The sequence below is a fragment of the Gibbsiella dentisursi genome (assembly GCF_039539505.1).
Taxonomy (GTDB): Bacteria; Pseudomonadota; Gammaproteobacteria; order Enterobacterales; family Enterobacteriaceae; genus Gibbsiella; species Gibbsiella quercinecans.
The window spans coordinates 1,777,845-1,797,341 of sequence record NZ_BAABDG010000002.1 but is presented as its reverse complement, the minus strand read 5'-3'; the positions used below and the strand labels follow the sequence as shown (position 1 = coordinate 1,797,341).

General features: G+C 55.2%; 22 protein-coding genes. 13 read left to right on the top strand and 9 right to left on the bottom strand.

The genetic code is table 11. The features are described from left to right. Window positions 1-143: 143 nt before the first annotated feature. Window positions 144-1,349: a purine nucleoside transporter PunC gene (gene punC / locus ABFX35_RS08630; RefSeq protein ID WP_279024244.1), complete on the bottom strand. Its 1,206-nt coding sequence runs from the start codon at window positions 1,347-1,349 to the stop codon at window positions 144-146. A 122-nt stretch (window positions 1,350-1,471) separates the two neighbouring features. Between punC and punR the strand changes: the two genes are divergently transcribed. Then, on the top strand, window positions 1,472-2,413 hold the full coding sequence (gene punR, locus ABFX35_RS08625; protein WP_279024243.1) for a DNA-binding transcriptional activator PunR: 942 nt from the start codon (window positions 1,472-1,474) through the stop codon (window positions 2,411-2,413). On the opposite strand, the gene purR is transcribed toward punR, so the two are convergent. Continuing rightward, on the bottom strand, window positions 2,410-3,435 hold the full coding sequence (gene purR / locus ABFX35_RS08620; protein WP_279024241.1) for an HTH-type transcriptional repressor PurR: 1,026 nt from the start codon (window positions 3,433-3,435) through the stop codon (window positions 2,410-2,412). The two genes, punR and purR, sit on opposite strands and share 4 nt — an antisense overlap. A gap of 528 nt (window positions 3,436-3,963) precedes the next feature. Here purR and cydH point away from each other — a divergent pair. After that, a complete protein-coding gene (cydH, locus tag ABFX35_RS08615; protein WP_165907102.1) occupies window positions 3,964-4,053 on the top strand; it encodes a cytochrome bd-I oxidase subunit CydH in 90 nt (29 codons plus the stop codon). 55 nt (window positions 4,054-4,108) lie between these two features. Here the strand turns inward: cydH and sodB are convergent, their stop codons facing one another. Further along, on the bottom strand, window positions 4,109-4,687 hold the full coding sequence (gene sodB, locus ABFX35_RS08610) for a superoxide dismutase [Fe] (protein WP_095848600.1): 579 nt from the start codon (window positions 4,685-4,687) through the stop codon (window positions 4,109-4,111). A gap of 222 nt (window positions 4,688-4,909) precedes the next feature. Beyond that, a complete protein-coding gene (locus tag ABFX35_RS08605) occupies window positions 4,910-5,725 on the bottom strand; it encodes a C40 family peptidase (protein WP_095849178.1) in 816 nt (271 codons plus the stop codon). 495 nt (window positions 5,726-6,220) lie between these two features. Here ABFX35_RS08605 and ABFX35_RS08600 point away from each other — a divergent pair, with 495 nt between their 5' ends. Beyond that, a complete protein-coding gene (locus ABFX35_RS08600) occupies window positions 6,221-6,565 on the top strand; it encodes a Grx4 family monothiol glutaredoxin (RefSeq protein WP_095848601.1) in 345 nt (114 codons plus the stop codon). 57 nt (window positions 6,566-6,622) lie between these two features. Here the strand turns inward: ABFX35_RS08600 and rnt are convergent, their stop codons facing one another. The 3 genes from rnt to ABFX35_RS08585 all read right to left on the bottom strand — a co-directional run bounded on the left by rnt (window position 6,623) and on the right by ABFX35_RS08585 (window position 9,087). Then, window positions 6,623-7,303 carry a ribonuclease T gene (gene rnt / locus ABFX35_RS08595; protein ID WP_346080319.1) on the bottom strand — a complete coding sequence of 227 codons (681 nt, stop codon included), beginning with the start codon at window positions 7,301-7,303 and terminating at the stop codon, window positions 6,623-6,625. Between the two features lie 69 nt (window positions 7,304-7,372). After that, a complete protein-coding gene (gloA, locus tag ABFX35_RS08590; RefSeq protein WP_346080318.1) occupies window positions 7,373-7,780 on the bottom strand; it encodes a lactoylglutathione lyase in 408 nt (135 codons plus the stop codon). Between the two features lie 407 nt (window positions 7,781-8,187). Next, the gene (locus ABFX35_RS08585; protein WP_279024232.1) at window positions 8,188-9,087 is read right to left on the bottom strand and encodes a LysR family transcriptional regulator; all 900 of its coding nucleotides are present in this window, start codon (window positions 9,085-9,087) and stop codon (window positions 8,188-8,190) included. A gap of 408 nt (window positions 9,088-9,495) precedes the next feature. Here ABFX35_RS08585 and ABFX35_RS08580 point away from each other — a divergent pair, with 408 nt between their 5' ends. From ABFX35_RS08580 to slyA, 6 genes are all read left to right on the top strand, one after another. Then, entirely contained in the window at window positions 9,496-10,179 is a 684-nt protein-coding gene (locus ABFX35_RS08580; protein ID WP_279024231.1) for a nucleoside recognition domain-containing protein, read from the top strand. Beyond that, on the top strand, window positions 10,172-10,639 hold the full coding sequence (locus tag ABFX35_RS08575) for a YjiG family protein (RefSeq protein ID WP_346080317.1): 468 nt from the start codon (window positions 10,172-10,174) through the stop codon (window positions 10,637-10,639). The genes ABFX35_RS08580 and ABFX35_RS08575 overlap by 8 nt, the downstream gene beginning before the upstream one ends. Window positions 10,640-10,742: 103 nt before the next feature. Then, window positions 10,743-11,846, top strand: coding sequence for an amidohydrolase (locus tag ABFX35_RS08570; protein WP_279024227.1), 1,104 nt, complete (start codon window positions 10,743-10,745; stop codon window positions 11,844-11,846). A 178-nt stretch (window positions 11,847-12,024) separates the two neighbouring features. Beyond that, window positions 12,025-12,264, top strand: a complete 240-nt coding sequence (locus ABFX35_RS08565) for a DUF1289 domain-containing protein (protein ID WP_279024225.1) — start codon at window positions 12,025-12,027, stop codon at window positions 12,262-12,264. A 100-nt stretch (window positions 12,265-12,364) separates the two neighbouring features. Further along, window positions 12,365-13,261, top strand: a complete 897-nt coding sequence (locus ABFX35_RS08560) for an aldo/keto reductase (protein WP_279024223.1) — start codon at window positions 12,365-12,367, stop codon at window positions 13,259-13,261. A 336-nt stretch (window positions 13,262-13,597) separates the two neighbouring features. Beyond that, window positions 13,598-14,032 (top strand): transcriptional regulator SlyA, encoded by a 435-nt coding sequence (slyA, locus tag ABFX35_RS08555; RefSeq protein ID WP_095848610.1) that lies wholly within the window; start codon window positions 13,598-13,600, stop codon window positions 14,030-14,032. Between the two features lie 295 nt (window positions 14,033-14,327). Here slyA and ABFX35_RS08550 read toward each other — a convergent pair whose 3' ends face one another. Next, complete coding sequence (locus ABFX35_RS08550; RefSeq protein ID WP_279024221.1) at window positions 14,328-14,792, bottom strand: outer membrane lipoprotein; 465 nt, start codon at window positions 14,790-14,792, stop codon at window positions 14,328-14,330. 351 nt (window positions 14,793-15,143) lie between these two features. Here ABFX35_RS08550 and anmK point away from each other — a divergent pair, with 351 nt between their 5' ends. The 4 genes from anmK to tyrS all read left to right on the top strand — a co-directional run bounded on the left by anmK (window position 15,144) and on the right by tyrS (window position 18,792). Then, the gene (gene anmK, locus ABFX35_RS08545) at window positions 15,144-16,274 is read left to right on the top strand and encodes an anhydro-N-acetylmuramic acid kinase (RefSeq protein WP_279024219.1); all 1,131 of its coding nucleotides are present in this window, start codon (window positions 15,144-15,146) and stop codon (window positions 16,272-16,274) included. A gap of 64 nt (window positions 16,275-16,338) precedes the next feature. Further along, on the top strand, window positions 16,339-16,641 hold the full coding sequence (locus tag ABFX35_RS08540) for an MliC family protein (protein WP_346080312.1): 303 nt from the start codon (window positions 16,339-16,341) through the stop codon (window positions 16,639-16,641). An 85-nt stretch (window positions 16,642-16,726) separates the two neighbouring features. Continuing rightward, window positions 16,727-17,380 carry a pyridoxamine 5'-phosphate oxidase gene (pdxH, locus tag ABFX35_RS08535; RefSeq protein ID WP_279024216.1) on the top strand — a complete coding sequence of 218 codons (654 nt, stop codon included), beginning with the start codon at window positions 16,727-16,729 and terminating at the stop codon, window positions 17,378-17,380. Between the two features lie 137 nt (window positions 17,381-17,517). After that, complete coding sequence (gene tyrS / locus ABFX35_RS08530) at window positions 17,518-18,792, top strand: tyrosine--tRNA ligase (protein WP_279024214.1); 1,275 nt, start codon at window positions 17,518-17,520, stop codon at window positions 18,790-18,792. 71 nt (window positions 18,793-18,863) lie between these two features. Here tyrS and gstA read toward each other — a convergent pair whose 3' ends face one another. Next, window positions 18,864-19,469: a glutathione transferase GstA gene (gene gstA, locus ABFX35_RS08525; protein WP_279024212.1), complete on the bottom strand. Its 606-nt coding sequence runs from the start codon at window positions 19,467-19,469 to the stop codon at window positions 18,864-18,866. Window positions 19,470-19,497 lie beyond the last annotated feature (28 nt).

Here is a 19,497-nt window from a genome sequence, read left to right as displayed (position 1 = left end):
TATCCTACAACTTGAATTATTTAGGGGATAGCGAACTTATTCGCAATAAAGTATAGGCGCGCCAGGGCGGTTACTCAACTGTAAATCGCACCTGGCAAAAGTATTATCGAGTGATTATTAATAGTGATTATTAATAATGTTAATTATGAAAAAGAGTCGGCGCTAGCGCCCGTGGCACGCTCGCCTGGCTGCGGCTTATCGCGCTGGATAAAATAACCGAGCATCGCCAGCAACACGGTTGAAGCCATCACCGTCACGGTGGCAATCAGTGGGTTTGCAATAAAGGCCGAGACCAGCATGCTGGCAATGAAGCACAGCCCCAACTGCAGTGTGTTTTGCAACGCAGCTGCTTTACCGGTGCCGGTTGGGAAAGGCATCAGCGCGTTGGCAACCACGATCGGGTAAGTGGCTCCGTTCACCAGTGCCATCAGGCAGAAGGGTACCAGCAGGCTGGTCAACGTAGGCTGCGTGAGGGTTGCCACCAGATACAACGCGATCATACTCACGCCATAGGCTATCAGCAGCCATGGTAACAGCGCATTGCCGTTCACGCGTTTGAGCGCGCTGCGGCAACCATATCCCCCCAGTAAGAAAGCCAGAGTCTGGGGTATATAGCTTAAGCCAATGTCGCTTGGCGTGTAGCCCATAGCGCTGAGAATAAACGGCGAACCGGTCAACCAGGCAAAGAAGCCGGCGGAGCAGGCGGCAAACACCATCACATTGCCGCTGAAAATGGGCGAGCGCAGCAGTTGCAGAAAGCTGACTGGCGCCGCGTTATCGCCGCAGGCTTGCGGTAAGCGGCGTTTATCCTTCAGCGCCAGGGTCGGTGCCAGCAACACGACGGTGACGGCCAGTAAAACGGCGAAGATCGCCCGCCAGCCGATGTGGCTTAGCAGCCAGGCGCCCAGCAACGGCGCCAGGGCCGGCGATAATGCTACCAGCGGCATAATGGTGGCGAAAATCTGGTTGGCCTGGCTGCCCCGGTAGCGATCCACCACCAGCGCCTGCCAACTCACCGCGGCTGCACACACGCCGATAGCCTGAATGAAGCGCAGGCACCACAGTTGCAGCGCCGTTTGTACCCACAGCATGCCCAGGCAACCCAGGCCAAATAGCGTCAGGCCGATTAACAACACCGGTTTGCGCCCCAGTTTGTCGGACAGCGGCCCCCACAGCAGTTGAGCAAAGGCAAAGCCGGCTAAAAAAATACTCAGGCTGGCGCTGATCGCACCAGCGGAAATTTGCAGCTCTTGTTGCATGACGCCAAAGGCCGGCAGATACATATCCGTCGCCAGGTAGCCCAGCATACTTAGGCCGGAAAGGTAAAAAAGTAGTCCAAAATTACGCATTTAATGCTCTCGTTGGTTCTTTATGCTAGAGGTTTTGCAGCGGCGTCAGTCTAACCGGCTGGATCTTCGCTTGTGAAACGCTAATATTTGCAAGGTGCTATGAAAAAATTTGAAGGCAAAATATGTGGTCTGAATACTCACTTGAGGTGGTGGATGCCGTTGCGCGTACCGGCAGCTTTAGCGCTGCGGCGCAGGAACTGCACCGGGTGCCTTCTGCGGTCAGCTATACGGTGCGCCAACTGGAACAATGGCTGGCGGTGCCACTGTTTGAACGGCGCCATCGCGATGTTGAATTGACCCCGGCTGGTGCGCTGTTTGTGCAGGAAGCGCGCGTGGTTATAAAAAATATGCTCGATACGCGCCGCCGTTGCCAACAGGTGGCAAACGGCTGGCGCGGGCAGTTGAAAATCGCGCTGGATATCATCGTTAAACCCCAGCGCAGCCGCCAATTGATCCTGGATTTTTATCGTCACTTTCCGGATGTGGAGCTGATGCTGTATCCCGAGGTGTTCAACGGCGTGTGGGACGCACTGGCCGACGGGCGGGTGGATATGGCGATTGGCGCCACCCGTGCCGTGCCGGTGGGCGGTGGTTTTAGTTTCCGCGATATGGGGTTTATGAACTGGCTGTGCGTGGTCAGCCCCGATCACCCATTGGCGCAATACGTCGGGCCGCTGCAGGATGATCAACTGCGCCAGTTCCCGGCGCTGATGCTGGAGGATACCTCGCGCAACCTGCCCAAACGCGTGACCTGGGCGCTGAATAATCAGCGGCGGCTGGTTGTGCCGGATTGGGTATCGGCGATCGACTGCCTGCGCAGTGGATTATGCATGGGCATGGTGCCTGCCCACCGCGGGCGGCCTTTGATCGCCCGCGGCGAACTGCATGAACTGCAACTGGAAGAGGCCTATCCGCCCAGTGCTTGCTGCCTGACCTGGCAGCAGCAGGCATTGGCGCCGGCGATGGCCTGGCTATTAGAGTATCTTGGCGATAGCGAAACGCTGAATCAGGAGTGGCTTAGCGAGCATACGCCGGGGGATGCATGCCCCGGCGCGTATGCTTAACGGCGGTAGTCGATAAACGGGCCGTCGGCCACGGAGCGGCGCTCAACCAGCTTAGGGTGCACTTCAATCACTTGCGATGTTTCACGCTTGCTGATAATGCGGTCAAGCAACATGGCGAACGCCATCTCGCCCAGGCGCTCTTTTGGCTGGTGAATGGTCGTCAACGCCGGGCTAAAGTAGCGCGCATTGCGCACGTTGTCATAGCCAATGACGGAAATGTCTTGCGGCACCCGCAGGCCAAGTTCGTCCGCGGCGCAGATCGCCCCCATCGCCATAATGTCGCCCCCGCAAAACACAGCGGTCGGGCGGTGTTTCTGCGACAGTATCTGGTGCATGGCCTGGTAGCCGGATTCCGGCTCGAAATCCCCTTGCACAATCCACTCTTCACGCACCGCGATATTGGCTTCCTGCAGCGCTTTCAGGAAGCCCTGGTGGCGGCCGCCGCCGGTGTTGCGCGACAGCTGGCCGGGGATAATGCCAATGTCGCGGTGCCCACGCTCGATCAGGTAACGGCCGGCCAGATAGCCGCCTTCAAAGGCGTTGTCCAGAATGGTGTCGGTGAAGTCGCCACGCGCCGAGCCCCAGTCCATCACCACCATGGGAATATTACGGTAGTCTTCCAGCATGCCCAGCAGCTGCTCCGGGTATTCTGAACACATCACCAACAGGCCATCGACGCGCTTTTGCGCCAGCATCGCCAGGTAAGCGCGCTGTTTGTCCAGGTTATTATGGGAGTTGCACAAAATCAGCGTGTAGCCTTTGCTGTAACAGCTGTTTTCGACGGCTTCGATCACTTCGGCAAAGTAGGGAGCTTCGCTGGAGGTCGCCAGCAGGCCGATGGACTTGGTGTGGTTGACCTTCAGGCTACGGGCCACGGCGCTTGGGGAATAATGCAGTTCCTTGATGGCTGCCCATACGGCCGCTTTGGTTTCTTCGGCGACGAAACGGGTTTTATTGATGACGTGGGAAACGGTGGTGGTGGAAACGCCCGCGCGTTTGGCCACATCTTTTATCGTTGCCATGTAAAGAATGACTCCTGGATTCGCATGTTACAGCATGTAAGCGCATTGTTAATCGTTTGCGTGCATATAACTCTCCTCAAAAAAGCGAAAACTGAGTTTTTAATGTGGAAGTCGTCAGCGCTTGGTGAGTGAGGGCTCTTTTGCCGGTGCACAGCAGTGAACTGCGAATTTTGGCCTATCTTGAGAAAAAGTGAAAGGGCTAATCAACATTAATCATGTTCCGCCGCCAGGCCGGGCAGGTTTTTGCCGGCCCGGCAATAACGGCGCGTGCCGCGGATGGCGCTCGCTGCGTCGCGGCGTTGTCATTGCACAAGATTTTATCGGCAAACTGTGGGAGAATCATTGACGTATTAATATACCCTTCATACTTCGAGCCGCAGGTGCGTTGGCTTTCCTCGCTCACCCCAGTCACTTACTCCAGTAAGCTCCTGGGGACTCGCTGCGTTGCCGCCTGCCTGCAACTCGAATTATTTTGGGTATATAATGGCTTTTATGCTCGAACCAGCCAATCTGATAAGGAGTTTGTTGATGGATACCGATCTGAAGTTATCGCTGTTTACGACGGTGTGTGCGCTGGCGATGATTATTATCTTTAGCTTTACCGCTGTGATGCACTGATCCCCTGACATAAAAAAAGGCGCAGCCTGGCTGCGCCTTTTGCTTTCCTGCCATCTTACGCCAGGTTTTCTGCCACAAATGCCCAGTTGACCAACGCCCAGAAGTTTTCCAGGTAGTTGGGGCGAGCATTGCGATAATCGATATAGTAGGCGTGTTCCCACACATCCACAGTCAGCAGCGGTTTGTCATCACCAGTCAGCGGGGTCGCTGCGTTGGAGGTGTTGACGATAGCCAGGCTACCATCTGCTTTTTTCACCAGCCAGGTCCAGCCGGAGCCGAAGTTGCCGATGGCAGATTTGGTGAACGCCTCTTTGAACTGGGCGAAAGAGCCGAAGGATTGGTTGATGGCATCCGCTACCGCGCCGCTAGGTTCACCGCCGCCTTGTGGCGACAGGCAGTGCCAATAGAAGGTGTGGTTCCATACCTGTGCGGCGTTGTTGAACACGCCGCCGCTGGCGGTTTTGATGATATCAACCAGGGATTTCCCTTCAAACTCGCTGCCTTTCACCAAATTGTTCAGATTAACCACGTAGGTGTTATGGTGCTTGCCATAGTGGTATTCCAGCGTTTCGGCGGAAATGTGCGGCTCGAGGGCGTTCTTTGCATACGGTAATGCAGGTAATTCAAACGACATTGCTTTCTCCTTTTTATTTACAACGACTGCTTCGGCGGCGGCCGTAGTACTGGGTGCCGCCGCCGTAAAAGAGAGTTGTTATATTTTTTGTGTGGATATTAATCTTAACAACTTTGCCGGTGAAAAAAAGGTTTAAAGTGTGCTAACTGTCTGATTGATTAAAGCATCGGCAGGATCGGGATAACAATACGGCAGGCTGAAGCCGCCGGCCGTAGGAGGGGATTAGCGGATGGTGCTTGGCGTAACGACGCGGCGTGCGCCGATATAATGGTTTTGCCAGTAGTCGTTATCCAACTGGCTGATGCGGATCTCTTCGCCGGTACGTGGCGACTGAATAAATTTGCCATTGCCCAAATAAACACCAACGTGATCGGCTGCGCCGCGGTTATTGATGCGGAAGAACACTAAATCGCCGCGTTCCAGCTCGCTGCGACTGATCGGCGCGGCATCGCGTAGGTGATACATTTCATTGGCGGTACGCGGCATTTTTATCTTCACCACGTCTTTATAGGCGTAATAAATTAGGCCGCTGCAGTCAAAGCCGGTCATTGGCGATGCGCCCCCCCAGCGGTAGGGTTTCCCCATTTGATCCAACAGTTTTGCCATCGCGGTTTGTTTGGCATGCTGATAACGTTTTTTGTGGGCGGGGCTAAGTTTGAGCGGTTTTTCAGCGCCAAGCAGTTTGGCGGTGGCGATGCCGGCTTCACGGTGCCGGCCGTAGCCTTTTTTATAGCCCTTTTTCGGCGGCGTGACTTTTATTTTTGTTACGCGTTGCGTTTTGCTAACGCTTTTACGCAGGCGGGCGGTCTTTTTTTCGCTGTGCTGGGTTAATTCATGCTTTACTGTTTTTTGCGGGGCGGCCACTTTGGCTTTTTTACCGGCTTTGTCCTGCTTCTTTTTCTTGCGATCGTCAGCTCGGGCATCATTAACGTGGCTTTTTCGCTGCTCGGCAGAAACGCGAGCCTGCGGCGCAGCATGCGCCAGGTTGAAGAAGAGCATAGTAAAGAGCATCACAAAGAGCGTAAACAGTGAACGCATTTTGATATTACCAACCTTGGTCCCGAAGCTTGCCACAAAAGGATTACAGTATTCCCGATAATCGTCATATAAAACAGAGCAGAACCTAAAAATAATAATGCATATTGTGAGAAAAAGTTAATAGCCTTTAATACCCTTCATACTTCGCGCTGCAGGTGCGTTGATTTTGTACGTTAGGCCGCCCCCCTATGCGGCTGCGCGCAGTTGGCGCTTTTTCCGGCAATGCAAATTATTTGCTAAGGTAAGGCTAAAATGTGTCATTAGCATGTATAAAAAAACAACGGCAGGCTGCAGTAAAAATATAGTAGTGAAACGGGCTGATTAAAAATGTTATTCTGCGCGCATATTTCTACCGGAATGGCGCGGCCCGTGCAGCACGAGCGGCGCCTGGATAATACCCTTGTTAAAGATGGTGTTTTCTTGCCCCGGTTCCAGCCGCTACAATAGTGAATGTGATGTAAGTTGTAGCCATTACGTGGCTTGAGGAAGCAATAAATGACGACGATTGAAAAAATTCAACAGCAGATTGCCGGCAATCCGATTCTGTTGTACATGAAAGGCTCGCCGAAACTGCCAAGCTGCGGTTTTTCCGCGCAGGCCGTCCAGGCGCTGTCTGCCTGTGGCGAACGTTTCGCCTATGTTGATATCCTGCAAAACCCGGATATCCGCGCTGAATTGCCGAAATATGCCAACTGGCCGACTTTTCCCCAGCTCTGGGTTGACGGCGAATTGGTTGGCGGCTGTGACATCATCATCGAAATGTACCAGCGCGGCGAGTTGCAGCAACTGATCAAAGAAACCGCAGAGAAGTACAAAGAACAGGAAAACCAGCAGCCTTAATGGCGTTGGCAGTAAAAAACAGGGCGGCCAATTGGCCGCCCTGTGTGTTTTAACGCGTTAGCAATCCTCGGCGACGGCCATTGGCCAACCGCCAAGGCGCTTCCAGCGGTTAACCAATTCGCAAAACAGCAGGGCGGTTTGCTCTGTGTCGTACAAGGCAGAGTGGGCCTGGCTGCTGTCAAACGGCATGCCTGCGGCAATACAAGCCTTGGCCAGCACGGTTTGCCCCAGCACCAAACCGCTGAGCGCCGCCGTATCGAAGGTCGCAAACGGGTGGAACGGGTTGCGCTTAAGCCCGGCGCGTTCAGCCGCCGCCATCAGGAAGCTGTGATCAAAGGTCGCATTATGCGCCACGATGATCGCCCTGTTGCAGCCCTGATCTTTGATGCCTTTACGCACGGCTTTAAAAATAGCATGCAGCGCATCGTATTCACTCACCGCGCCACGCAGCGGATTGTGTGGATCGATCCCGTTAAACGCCAGCGCTTCGGGCTGCAGGTTGGCGCCTTCGAACGGTTCAACGTGGAAGTGTAGGGTTTCATCCTGCTGTAGCCAGCCGTTTTCATCCATTTTCAGCGTGACGGCGGCGATTTCCAGCAATGCATCGGTTTTGGCGTTGAAGCCTGCGGTTTCAACGTCAATCACTACGGGGTAAAAACCCCGAAAACGGCCACTCAGGGCGTTAAGATCACTTTTTTCTGCCATTAGTTTCTTATCTTCATCGAATACAGCGCGCATTATTGCAAATTTTGCGCCGTGATGCAGGGGATAAAAAGAAGGGCGCTGAGCGCGCCCTGGAGGAATTAATCAGTTGCCGAGGCCATGGCCTGCATGTTTGTTTTCGATCAACTCGATTTTATAGCCGTCCGGATCTTCAACAAAGGCAATCACCGTGGTGCCGCCTTTGACGGGGCCAGCTTCTCGTGTGACCTTGCCGCCGGCAGCGCGGATGCTGTTGCAGGTTGCTGCCACGTCATCGACGCCCAGCGCCAGATGCCCGAACGCGCTGCCCATCTCATAGCTGTCAACGCCCCAGTTGTAAGTCAGTTCAATGACAGCACCTTCACTTTCATCGGTATAGCCTACAAACGCCAGCGAATATTTGTATTCCGGATTTTCGCTGGTACGCAGCAAGCGCATCCCTAATACCTTGGTGTAAAAGTCGATGGCGCGTTGCAGGTCCCCGACGCGGATCATGGTATGGAGTAAGCGCATAATATCCTCTGATGATGGCTAATTAGGCCGCCGAGCTTAACCGCGAGCGGCTTGGAAAGACTTAGGCTGTGTCCCGCAATAGGTCGTGATGCCGTCGTTGCGACCAAAGCCCGTCATCAAGGCTTCGGGCGCAGGGCATAGTGGGCCTATGTTCAAGCCCGATAACGCAGAGGACGGGCTTTGGGGGCACGACCCTCCGGGCTGGTGCCATTGGGCCGCGCTCCTGCGTTGCTCGCCGTTTATTTGGGCCCGCCAAACCACACGGCTTGCGCCTTGACGCGCAGCCCAATGACCGCCAGCGGCATTCGCGCACTATTGCGGGACACAGCCTAGTATAGCCTTGCGCCAGAAGGGAATTCAATGCAGGCCGCCCTGCGGATAACCGCCGTTGTGAAATCAAGCATCAGTTACACCTCGTTTTGCAAAAAGCGCAGCAGCAGTTGCCACAGATGTTGCGCCGCCGGTGTAAAACGACGATCCGAATTGCGCAGCAGGTGGCATTGCGATTCGCGCGCAATGGGATGATCGATCGGCACCGCAACCAGCGAATGGTCTTTCAAATGAATGCCAGCCGCCCGCGCCGTCATAAAGGAAACGCCCAGCCCGGATGCGCTCAGGGTCAGCGCGGTGGAAAACAGGTTGCAGCGGTAAGCGGGGGTGAACAGCATCCCTTTGCTTTGGAACATGGCGTTCATATGCCGTTGCAGACCGAACACGTCGCTGAGGGCAATCAGCCGGTGCTCCATCAATGTTTCAATAGTCACGCTACGGTGTTGTGCGATGACATGTTCCGGGTTGACGATGGCGCAAATCGGCCCCCACGGGAAACTGTGCCGTTTCAGCTCCGGATTGCCGATCGGCCCGAACGCCAGCGCCATATCGGCCTCGCCGCGGATGATTTCGGTCATCATGGCCTGCATGCTGCCGGACAAAATATCGACAAACACATCGGGGTAGGCGGCGGAGAATACGGTTAACACATGATGCACGAAGTCTTCGATCAGACCAGGGCCCACGTGGAGAATGACCGAACCGCCTTGCATGTAACGCAGATCTTTCAGGTGGCGCTCCAGCTTTTCACGCCGCAGGCGGGTCTGATAGAAATCTTCCGCCAGCAGCTTGCCCGCTTCCGTCAAGACTACGTTGCGCCCCCGCCGCTCCAGCAGCGGCAACTGTAGCGAACGCTCAAGGATAGCGATTTGCCGGCTGATCACCGAAGGGTTGACGCCCAGAATGTCGGCCGCCCGGCGGATCCCGCCCTGGATGCCGACTTCGTAAAGATAGCTTATCTGCTTTTCGTGGAACAACGGGCTTCAGCCTCCGCGTAACCGTTGCTTTCAGGGCAACAATAAAGTGTTTAAAACCACATTTATATTACCTACGCATATGGACATAATCAAAAAAACGCACAAATGACCAACAACCTGCAGTATAAGGTCATATTGCACCAGGATGGTGCTTCATTGTGGGACGATGCGCGTTATTATGGTGCGGTTATCGTGCCTGCCACCCTTAATTATAATAAATATAGGGGATGGCGTAACCGCTAATAAACGACGTTGCATGTTTTCTTCTTTCTATTTTTTTGGGATAGCATGAGCAACGCACGGCTTATTATGGAATAACCTGCCGCATTATTTATAAAGTACAGGTGATGATTTTTTGTTAAATCGGCATTCGGCCTTTTTAATTTTACATCAGGAGATAGGGTAAGTATGGCAGATATAAATTCGGCAGAAGAGAAGGTAACTTCTGCAAACGATGAGTGGCGTGTGGGAAAAGGGGCCTATCTGGCGCTGATTCTGGTCGTTTTATTATTTTCCGGCTTGTTTTTTAAAGTCGATGGCATGAAGTGGCTGGGCGCGTTTGACTTCACCACGCTCGGCGGCGCATTCGGCACCATGAAGGATCCCACTACCAATACCTTCCTCGGCGCCGGCGGCGTCAGTGCCAAAGCGGGCTTTCTGTTCGCGTTGTCGTTAACGCCGACGGTGATGCTGGCGTTGGGATTGCTGGAGATTTTTACCCACTATGGGGCGATCCGCGCAGCGCACCGCTTGCTCACCCCGCTGCTGAAACCGATACTTGGCATCCCCGGCTATACCGGGCTGGCGTTAATTACCGATTTGCAAAGTACCGATGCCGGTGCGGCGTTAAGCAAAGAGCTGTATGACAATAAGCAGGTCACTAAAAAAGATGTGGTGATCATGGGCGCCTGGCAATATTCGGGCGCAGGCTTGATCAATAACTATTTCGCCATTGGCTCTGCATTGTTTGCCTCTTTAACGTTGCCGGTGATTCTTCCGCTGGTGGTGATGTTTGTATTGAAATTCGTCGGCGCGGCATTTGTACGGGTTATTTTAAATACGGTGTATAAAAAGGACTTCGACAATGAGTAATGCAACAAAGGTCACTAATAACCCGTTTGATATTTTCGTGATTGGTGCGCGCAAAGGCTTCAATATCGCCATCAATAACTTATTGCCCAACGTTCTGATGGCCTATGTTATTTCGGAAATGCTGAATCTGCTCGGCGTAATGGGCATCATCGGCAAACTCTTTGCGCCGTTGATGGGGCTGCTGGGGTTGCCCGGCGAGGCGGTTACCGTGCTGCTGACGGCCTGGCTTTCGTCATCGGCAGGCACCGGGGTGGCGGTGAGCTTGCTAACAAAAGGCACGCTGGATGTCATGCACATTACCATCCTGGCGCCGGCGATTTTCCTGATGGGCTCGCAGTTGCAGTATATGGGGCGGTTACTCGGGGTGGCCGACGTGCCGAAGAAATATTGGCCGCTGTTGATGCTGACCAGCATCTTAAATTCAGTGATAGCAATGATTATTATGCGGATTTTTGCCTAGTTAGCGCCGTAAGGCACACTAGCATCGCCGCCTGCGGCGCTCGCATGGGTTGGGCGCCGCAGGATCACGGTTCCTGTTTACCAGCAAGTAGGAGAGTTAACGCGTGTCCAAAACAGTAGAGCACTACCGCCATCTGCACCAGATCCCCGAGTTGGCTTTTGAAGAATTCAAAACCTCGGCTTATATCGCACAAAAGCTGGAAGAGGCCGGTTTTACCCTGACGCGAAATGTGAATGGCACCACCGGCATTATCGCCGAGTTGGACAGCGGTCTGCCGGGGCCGGTATTGGCGCTGCGGGCGGATATGGATGCTCTGGGGCACATTATTGACGGCCAACCTTGTGCGCGCCATACCTGCGGCCATGACGGCCATTCATCGGTGATGTTGGCGGCCGCACAGGAAATTATCGCCGAGGACACAGTGAAACGCGGCAAGCTGAAGATCATCTTCCAGCCGGCCGAAGAGGTGGGCGCCGGCGCACTGGCGATGACAGAAAATGGCGCACTCGACGATGTGGAAATGATCCTGGGCTTCCACCTGCGCCCGTTGGAAGAGTGCCCGATGGGGCAGGCGGTTGCGGCCATGTATTATTCCGCTTCGGCAACGGTGGAAGCGGTATTCACCGGGGTGCCGGCGCACGCGGCGCGTCCGCACCTGGGGGTGAACGCCCTGGATGCCGCGGCGGCGGCGGTGCAGGCGGTCAATGCCATTCATTTGGCGCCGAATCTGACCTATAGCGCCAAGGCGACGCGCTTTATCAGCGACGCCGGCGTTACCAATGCCATTCCCGGTGAAGCACGCGTCTGCTGGGATTTGCGCTCCCAGTTCAATGAACCGATGGAAACGTTGAAAACCAAAGTGCAGCGGGCGATCAACCACAGCGCCGCCGCGTTTGGCGCAACGGTTGCGATCCAAATCCTTAAAGAGATGCCAGCCGCCGAAATCAGTAGTGAAATGACGGCATTGATCGCCGAATCAATCACTGACGTGCTGGGGCCACAGGGGCTGGTGGCGGAAAAAACCACGCCGGGCAGTGAAGATTTCTTCCATTATCCGCTGCGGATTGCCAATGTGAAGGCCGGGTTTTGGGGCCTGGGCGTTAATCTGACGCCGGGGTTGCATCATCCGGAGATGAAATTTGAACTGTCCGCGCTGGAAACCGGCGTGCAGGTATTTAAAGCCTGTGTGAAAAAAGTGCTTGGTTGATTCCCCTGCGCCGGGGGCAACGTTCCCCGGCGCGCTTTCCTCTCTCTTGCCTGGTATTTCCGCTTTGCATTATTTTTTCAGCCGGCGGTAAAGCCACTTGCCAGCGTTGCCGAATACGTCTTCAATTAACATGAGGTATGTACCTCACCGGGCCAGCGCCTGGCAAACAGGAGGATGTGTGGCGCAGCAACTTGAGTTTTTCGATATCCCCAGCCCATGCCGCGGTATTTGTCAAACCGACGAGCGTGGCTTTTGCCGTGGCTGCATGCGCAGCCGTGAAGAACGCTTTGGCTGGCTGCAAATGAACGATGCGCAAAAGCGCGACGTGCTGCGTCTGTGCCGCCAACGCTTCCTGCGCCAGCAGCGCGCCGCGAAACAGCCGGATGAACCGCAGCCAGAACAACCCTCTTTATTTTAACTTTCAGCCTGTTGGCATGCTGCTTGCAGCGCTGTGTTTTGCTTTCCCTACGCGAGCCGGCTTGTGTATGCTGTGCAAAACGTTGTCATGGAGTGTGCAGATGCTGAACCGTATCCAACTCGCGCCGCAGGGGCCTCAATTATCACGGATGATCTGCGGATACTGGCGGTTGCTGGCGTGGGGGATGTCGCCGCAACAACGGCTGGCTTTTATTGAGCAGCATCTTGAATTGGGCATCACCACCGTCGATCATGCCGACATTTATGGCGATTACGGCTGCGAAAAGGCCTTTGGCGAAGCCATTCGTCTCAAACCGGCGCTGCGCCAGGCCATGGAGCTGGTGACCAAGTGTGGTATTGTGACAACCGCCAGGCCAGGCAACCCCATTGGCCACTACGATACCAGCCGGCAGCATATTGTGCGCAGCGCCGAGCAATCCTTGGTTAACCTGCATACCGATTACCTTGATGTTTTATTGATCCACCGCCCGGATCCGTTGATGGATGCCGATGAACTGGCCGAGGCCTTTGTCGCGCTGCATCAAAGCGGCAAGGTGCGCTATTTTGGCGTCTCTAATTTTACTCCGGCGCAGTTTACTCTGTTGCAATCCCGGCTGCCGTTCTCGCTGGTGACCAACCAGGTAGAGATCTCACCGATCCATCAGGCCAACATTCAGGATGGTGTGCTGGATCAGTGCCAGCAGTTGCGTATCCGGCCGATGGCGTGGTCTTGCCTGGGCGGCGGGCGCCTGCTTAGCGCGCCGGAATATCACCACCTGCGTAAAGAATTACGCTTGGTTGCTGAAGAAATCGGCGCGCAAACGCTGGAACAAGTGGTCTATTGTTGGGTGATGCGCCTGCCTTGCGCGCCATTACCGATCATCGGCTCCGGCAAGATAGAACGTGTGCGTTCAGCGCTGCTGGCACAGGATCTGGTGATGAACCGCCAGCAGTGGTTCCGCATTCGCAAAGCGGCCCTGGGCTATGATGTGCCGTAGTGGGGTAGCGGTACGCTAAAAATAACGAGAATTAATTGCACCGCCGACTAAAAGCTTGCGGCCTAATAATATCAAAATGTTATTTGGGCACGGTAATAATGCCGTAAGCAGGGCTGGAAACCACCGGTATGTGGCTGGATTAAGTAAAATGACGGGTGCGATGGGGAGAATTTATTCGCCATAGCGGTGCGTTAAGCGGACAGAGCAATTATTTATATGTAGAATGGTATAAGCTGACTAAATAAGTGGCTATATTATGTAAATTAATATTCGTTGCTAATCATAGGCTGCACTCTGGGAGCAGGATGTGAATATACTTTTTATAAAGGAGGAAAAGTGGAGTCAACATTAGGTTCGGACTTGGCGCGCTTGGTTCGTGTTTGGCGTGCATTGATTGACCATCGGCTTAAACCGTTGGAACTGACACAAACACACTGGATTACGCTGCATAATATCAATCGGTTGCCGCCGGAGCAGTCGCAAATTCAGTTGGCAAAGGCAATTGGTATTGAGCAACCTTCTCTGGTGCGGACATTGGATCAGTTGGAAGAGAAAGGGCTGATTACCCGCCACACCTGCGCGAACGATCGGCGTGCCAAACGCATCAAGTTGACAGAGACCGCAGAACCCATAATTCGGGAACTGGACAATGTTATCACGTCTACACGGCGTAAAATCTTGAATGGAATCTCTGACGAAGAAGTACAACTGCTAATAAAACTGATTGGACAACTGGAAAGAAACATCACGGAACTCCAGGACAAACAATAATATAGTGATGTGATTGAATGAGAATAATTTACAGCACCAGATACCGAAACGGAGGCTTTTAGCCTCCGTTTTATCTTATTGACCGATAGCGTCTTATAGCAATGTATATAACGCATCGCATAAAGCGGTGATAATAAGTGGTAAATACGGCTGCGATCGTGCATACCCCGGCTTGCCGCCCGGCAGGCGAAGGCCTGCTTGCCTTCATGTCGCGCCGCTTGGGCCAGCGCAAAAAAAACCAGCCAGAGTTCACTGGCTGGTATCGTTTAGTTTTTTTAGCCGCGCATCGCCACGCTTACAGCGGGGATACCGTCAGCGTATTGCCGCTGCGTGCCATACGTACGCGCTGGCCAGGGCTAAATTTGGTATTACCGGCCTTCTGAACCACAACAATGTTTTCTTTGTTGTCGGTTTTGATCTCCAATTCATAACCGGATGTCCGGCCCGCAAGTTCACCAACGCTGTTACCTGCCACGCCGCCGGCGACTGCGCCCGCTGCGGTTGCCAACGTCCGCCCGGTGCCACCGCCTATCGTGTTGCCCAGCAGGCCGCCCAGAACGGCACCGCCCACGGCACCGATGGTGTTGGAGCTTTCATCGCCCTGGATTTTCACCGGACGAACGGATACCAGCGTACCGTAAGTTACGGTCTGAATCTGTTTTGCCTGGGAGGAAGAATAGACATCGCCTGACATGGATTCATTGGCACAACCCGCCAGCGTAACTGCAGCGATGGCAACCACGATAAGACGTTTGATCATATAAAACTCCTGAGTTTAATAGTCCGTAACCTGACCAGACCATCCAGGCCAGATTCAGAGAACATAATAGGTCAAAGTATGGCCTAAAGCTACGCGGCTCACCCTGCCATTCTGCTTTGCAGCTTAACGCTGCGCGATTCAACCAATAATAAACGGCTGTTTATGTTTATCATAAGATTATCGGCTATTGCAGAGCAACGAGTTAGTACCGTTAAGACTGCCCGGCAAGGGGGGGAAGTCAATGCACGGAATTAGGAAAATCATAATAATTCATAGCGTTAATTAAAAAATTCTGGTTTAGTGAGCGGGATGGCAACGTATTTTCCCCGTGATGGGTTAAAGGATGTGGTTATGAAGTCAGGCCGCTATATAGGGGTTATGTCTGGCACCAGCCTGGACGGCATTGATGTCGTACTGGCCGCGATAGACGGGCGAATGGTGGCGCAGCAAGCCAGCTACAGCCACCCGATACCGATAGCGTTAAAGAAGGCTATTCTCGGCATGTGCCAGGGGCAACCAACAACGCTGTCGGCGGTGGGGCATCTGGATGCTCAGCTGGGCAACCTGTTTGGCGAGGCGGTGCTGGGGCTGCTGCGGCAAACCGGCGTGCCGGCGCATGAGGTGACCGCTATCGGCTGTCATGGGCAGACCGTGTGGCATGAGCCGGAAGGCGACATGCGCTTTTCCATGCAGCTTGGGGACAATAACCGGGTGGCGGCGCTGACCAACATTACCACCGTGGGGGATTTCCGCCGCCGCGACATGGCTTACGGCGGGCAGGGCGCGCCGCTGGTGCCGGCGTTTCACCAGGCGCTGCTGGCGCACCCGGATGAGCGGCGCATGGTGCTGAATATTGGCGGCATCGCTAACCTTTCTCTGTTGTTGCCGGGCCTGCCGGTGCGTGGTTTCGATACCGGGCCGGGCAATATGCTGTTGGATGCCTGGGTTTGGCGCCACCGCGCCAAACCGTACGATAAAGACGCCGCCTGGGCTCTGCAAGGGCGCGTCAGCCTGCCTCTGCTGCAACAAATGTGCGGCGATCCTTATTTCGCGCTGCCGGCGCCGAAAAGCACCGGGCGTGAACATTTCAATATCGGCTGGCTGGAACAGCAGATGTCCACGATGCCGGCCATCGCCCCCGTGGATGTGATGGCCACACTGGTTGAACTGACGGTGGTGACGATCTGTGAGCAGGTGTTGTTGGCCGGCGGCTGCGATCGGCTGCTGGTTTGCGGCGGCGGGGCGCGTAATCCGCTGTTGATGGCGCGGCTGTCTGCGCTGTTGCCGGGAACGGAAGTCAGCCCGACCGACAGGTTTGGCGTTAGCGGCGACGATATGGAAGCGCTGGCCTTCGCCTGGTTGGCGTTCCGCACGCTTTCCGGCCAGCCCGGCAATCTGCCGTCGGTCACCGGCGCCAGCCGCGAAACCTTACTGGGTGGGATTTATCCGGTTTTCCCTTCGGGCGGTAACCCGCGGTGTTAGGATAAAAGCGATTCCCCCACTATCAGGCCGGCGCATAGCGTGGTATGCCCGGCAGGAGCGAGCGATGAAAAAAATCATGATAACCGCCGGCACCCTAGCGTTGGCGGGTTGCAGCTACTTTTTACCGCAAAAAGGGCAGGTTTTGCATTACCAGTGCGGCACGACACCGTTGACGGTCACCCTGGCAGCCAAGGACAGAACCGCCAACTTCCTGCTGGACGGTGAACAACTGCACCTGAAACAGGTGCTGGCGGCATCCGGCGCCAGGTACAGCGACGGCAAATATACCTTCTGGTCCAAGGTCCAACATGCGCAGGTGGCGCGTAACGACAACGTTATCATCAGCGACTGCGTGCTGGTCAACTAAGCGGCAACCCCGCCCGCGTTATTGAGATTCCGTGGCGGTGGGCGCAGAATGGGGCCACGAATTCTCTGGTTGGTTGATACACCAAATGACTGAAAATACAGATTTTGATATCGCGGATCTCCGCCGCGAATACACCCGCGGCGGCCTGCGCCGCGGCGATTTGACCACAAACCCGTTGGATCTGTTCGAGCGCTGGCTGAAACAGGCTTGCGAAGCGCGGTTGGCCGATCCCACCGCCATGTGCGTGGCCACGGTTGATGAAACTGGCCAGCCTTACCAGCGTATCGTGTTGCTCAAACATTTTGATGACAACGGGCTGGTGTTCTATACCAACCTGGGTAGCCGCAAAGCGCAGCAGTTGGCCCACAATCCGAAAATCAGCCTGCATTTTCCCTGGCATATGCTGGAGCGCCAGGTGAGCTTCTTGGGCACGGCGCAGCGCCTGTCGCCGTTGGAAGTGATGAAATACTTCCACAGCCGGCCGAAGGACAGCCAGATCGGCGCCTGGGTTTCCCGCCAGTCATCGCGTATTTCCGCCCGCGGCGTGCTGGAAAGCAAATTCCTCGAAATAAAGCAAAAGTTCCAACAGGGCGAAGTGCCGCTGCCCAGTTTCTGGGGCGGCTACCGCGTCAGTTTCGATTCCGTCGAGTTCTGGCAAGGGGGCGAACACCGTCTGCACGACCGTTTTCTGTACCAACGCGAAGGCAATGAGTGGAAAATCGACCGCTTGGCGCCGTAGGTATGGAAATATCCCTTTAAGCGCTGGCACTGTTGCCGCTGGCGCTTTATCCTATGCGCTACCCAAATTTTTGATTTCGCCACCGGGCGAAAACCGTGCGCCAATAACGGCACTTTTGTTGATACATGGAGACATTGATGGCGAGCAGTAACTTGATTAAACAACTGCAAGAGCGGGGCCTCGTTGCCCAGGTTACGGATGAGGAAGCGTTAGCAGAGCGACTGGCGCAGGGGCCAATTGCACTGTATTGCGGTTTCGATCCGACCGCTGACAGCTTGCACTTGGGCCATCTGGTTCCGCTGCTGTGCCTGAAGCGTTTCCAACTGGCCGGCCACAAGCCGGTGGCGCTGGTGGGCGGGGCGACCGGTTTGATTGGCGATCCGAGCTTTAAAGCGACGGAACGCAAGCTGAACACCAACGAAACCGTCAACGAATGGGTAGAGAAAATCCGCAAGCAGGTTTCCCCGTTCCTTGATTTCGATTGTGGCGCCAACAGCGCGGTGGCGGCGAATAACTACGATTGGTTTGGCGGCATGAACGTGCTGACCTTCCTGCGCGATATCGGCAAACACTTCTCCGTGAATCAGATGATCAACAAAGAAGCGGTCAAGCAGCGCCTGAACCGCGACGATGTGGGGATCTCCTTCACCGAATTCTCCTACAACCTGCTGCAGGGCTACGATTTCGCCGAGCTGCACGGCCGCCATCAGGTTGAGCTGCAAATCGGGGGCTCAGACCAATGGGGCAACATCACCTCCGGCATCGACCTGACCCGTCGTCTGCACCAAAAACAGGTGTTCGGCCTGACCGTGCCGTTAATCACCAAAGCCGATGGCACCAAATTCGGTAAAACCGAAGGCGGCGCCGTGTGGTTGGCTCCGGAAAAAACCAGCCCGTACAAATTCTACCAGTTCTGGATCAACACTGCGGACGCCGATGTTTACCGCTTCCTGAAGTTCTTCACCTTCCTGAGCCTGGAAGAGATCGACGCGTTGCAGGCCGAAGATGCGAACAGCGGCAAAGCGCCACGCGCCCAGTACGTGCTGGCCGAAGAAGTGACCGGCATGGTGCACGGTGCGGAAGGGCTGGCCGCGGCCAAGCGTATTACCCAAAGCCTGTTCTCTGGCGCACTGCACGAGCTGACCGAAGCCGACTTCGCTCAACTGGCGCAAGACGGTATGCCGAGCATCAAGCTGGGTACCGAAGCCGATCTGCAACAGGCGCTGGTGAATGCCGAGTTGGCGCCATCCCGCGGCCAGGCGCGCACCCTGATCGGCTCCAACGCGGTTACCGTCAACGGCGAGAAACAGGCCAACGCTGAGTACACCTTCAGCGACAGCGATCGGCTGTTTGGGCGTTACACTCTGTTGCGCCGCGGCAAGAAACACTACTGCCTGGTCGAATGGCAGTAATCACCGCGCGATGACAAATAAAGGGGCCCGTATGGCCCCTTTATTTTTACCTGAACCCAGGGCTGGCGTGGTTACAGCAGGCCTTCCGCCTGCAGCGCGGCGTCGACCGCCGGGCGGGCGGCGATGCGTTGGTAATAGGCGGCCAGCGGCGGATAGTCCGCCAGATCGAGCTGCACATGTTTAGCCCATCCCAGCACGGTGAACAGATAAGCATCGGCAACGCTAAAGCGGTTACCCAGTAAAAACGGTTGTTGCTTTAATTCGGCCGCCAGATAGTGGAACTGTTTTGCCAGCTTTTGCCGGCAGATGGTCTGATAGGCCGCCGGGGTTGCCGCGGAAAATAGCGGGGCGAACTGCTGGTGCAGTTCCGTGGCGATAAAGTTCAACCATTCTATGGCGTGGTAGCGCGACAGGCTGCCGGCCGGGGGGATCAGTTTGCGGCTTGGCACCTGGTCCGCCAGGTACTGCACAATCACCACGCCTTCCGTCAGCAGGGCGCCATTATCCAGCAGCAGCGCCGGTACTTGCCCCTTCGGCGCGATCGCCCGGTAATCAGCGCCGCTTTCAGTTTTTTCCTGCGCCAGATCGACATTCTCCAGCGTAAAGTCCAGCCCTGCTTCCCGCAGGATAATGTGCGGTGACAGCGAACAGGTACCCGGCGTGCAAAACAGTTTCATCGCAAGCTCCTTGTTACTGATGGCGAAA

Coding starts and splice junctions, on each gene's coding strand:
- ABFX35_RS08560 (WP_279024223.1), top strand. CDS start 12,365: ATGCTGAACCGTATCCAACTCGCGCCGCAGGGGCCTCAATTATCACGG.
- ABFX35_RS08605 (WP_095849178.1), bottom strand. CDS start 5,725: ATGCGTTCACTGTTTACGCTCTTTGTGATGCTCTTTACTATGCTCTTC.
- tyrS (WP_279024214.1), top strand. CDS start 17,518: ATGGCGAGCAGTAACTTGATTAAACAACTGCAAGAGCGGGGCCTCGTT.
- punC (WP_279024244.1), bottom strand. CDS start 1,349: ATGCGTAATTTTGGACTACTTTTTTACCTTTCCGGCCTAAGTATGCTG.
- ABFX35_RS08540 (WP_346080312.1), top strand. CDS start 16,339: ATGAAAAAAATCATGATAACCGCCGGCACCCTAGCGTTGGCGGGTTGC.
- anmK (WP_279024219.1), top strand. CDS start 15,144: ATGAAGTCAGGCCGCTATATAGGGGTTATGTCTGGCACCAGCCTGGAC.
- cydH (WP_165907102.1), top strand. CDS start 3,964: ATGGATACCGATCTGAAGTTATCGCTGTTTACGACGGTGTGTGCGCTG.
- gstA (WP_279024212.1), bottom strand. CDS start 19,469: ATGAAACTGTTTTGCACGCCGGGTACCTGTTCGCTGTCACCGCACATT.
- pdxH (WP_279024216.1), top strand. CDS start 16,727: ATGACTGAAAATACAGATTTTGATATCGCGGATCTCCGCCGCGAATAC.
- purR (WP_279024241.1), bottom strand. CDS start 3,435: ATGGCAACGATAAAAGATGTGGCCAAACGCGCGGGCGTTTCCACCACC.
- ABFX35_RS08600 (WP_095848601.1), top strand. CDS start 6,221: ATGACGACGATTGAAAAAATTCAACAGCAGATTGCCGGCAATCCGATT.
- gloA (WP_346080318.1), bottom strand. CDS start 7,780: ATGCGCTTACTCCATACCATGATCCGCGTCGGGGACCTGCAACGCGCC.
- sodB (WP_095848600.1), bottom strand. CDS start 4,687: ATGTCGTTTGAATTACCTGCATTACCGTATGCAAAGAACGCCCTCGAG.
- ABFX35_RS08575 (WP_346080317.1), top strand. CDS start 10,172: ATGAGTAATGCAACAAAGGTCACTAATAACCCGTTTGATATTTTCGTG.
- punR (WP_279024243.1), top strand. CDS start 1,472: ATGTGGTCTGAATACTCACTTGAGGTGGTGGATGCCGTTGCGCGTACC.
- ABFX35_RS08550 (WP_279024221.1), bottom strand. CDS start 14,792: ATGATCAAACGTCTTATCGTGGTTGCCATCGCTGCAGTTACGCTGGCG.
- ABFX35_RS08580 (WP_279024231.1), top strand. CDS start 9,496: ATGGCAGATATAAATTCGGCAGAAGAGAAGGTAACTTCTGCAAACGAT.
- rnt (WP_346080319.1), bottom strand. CDS start 7,303: ATGCGCGCTGTATTCGATGAAGATAAGAAACTAATGGCAGAAAAAAGT.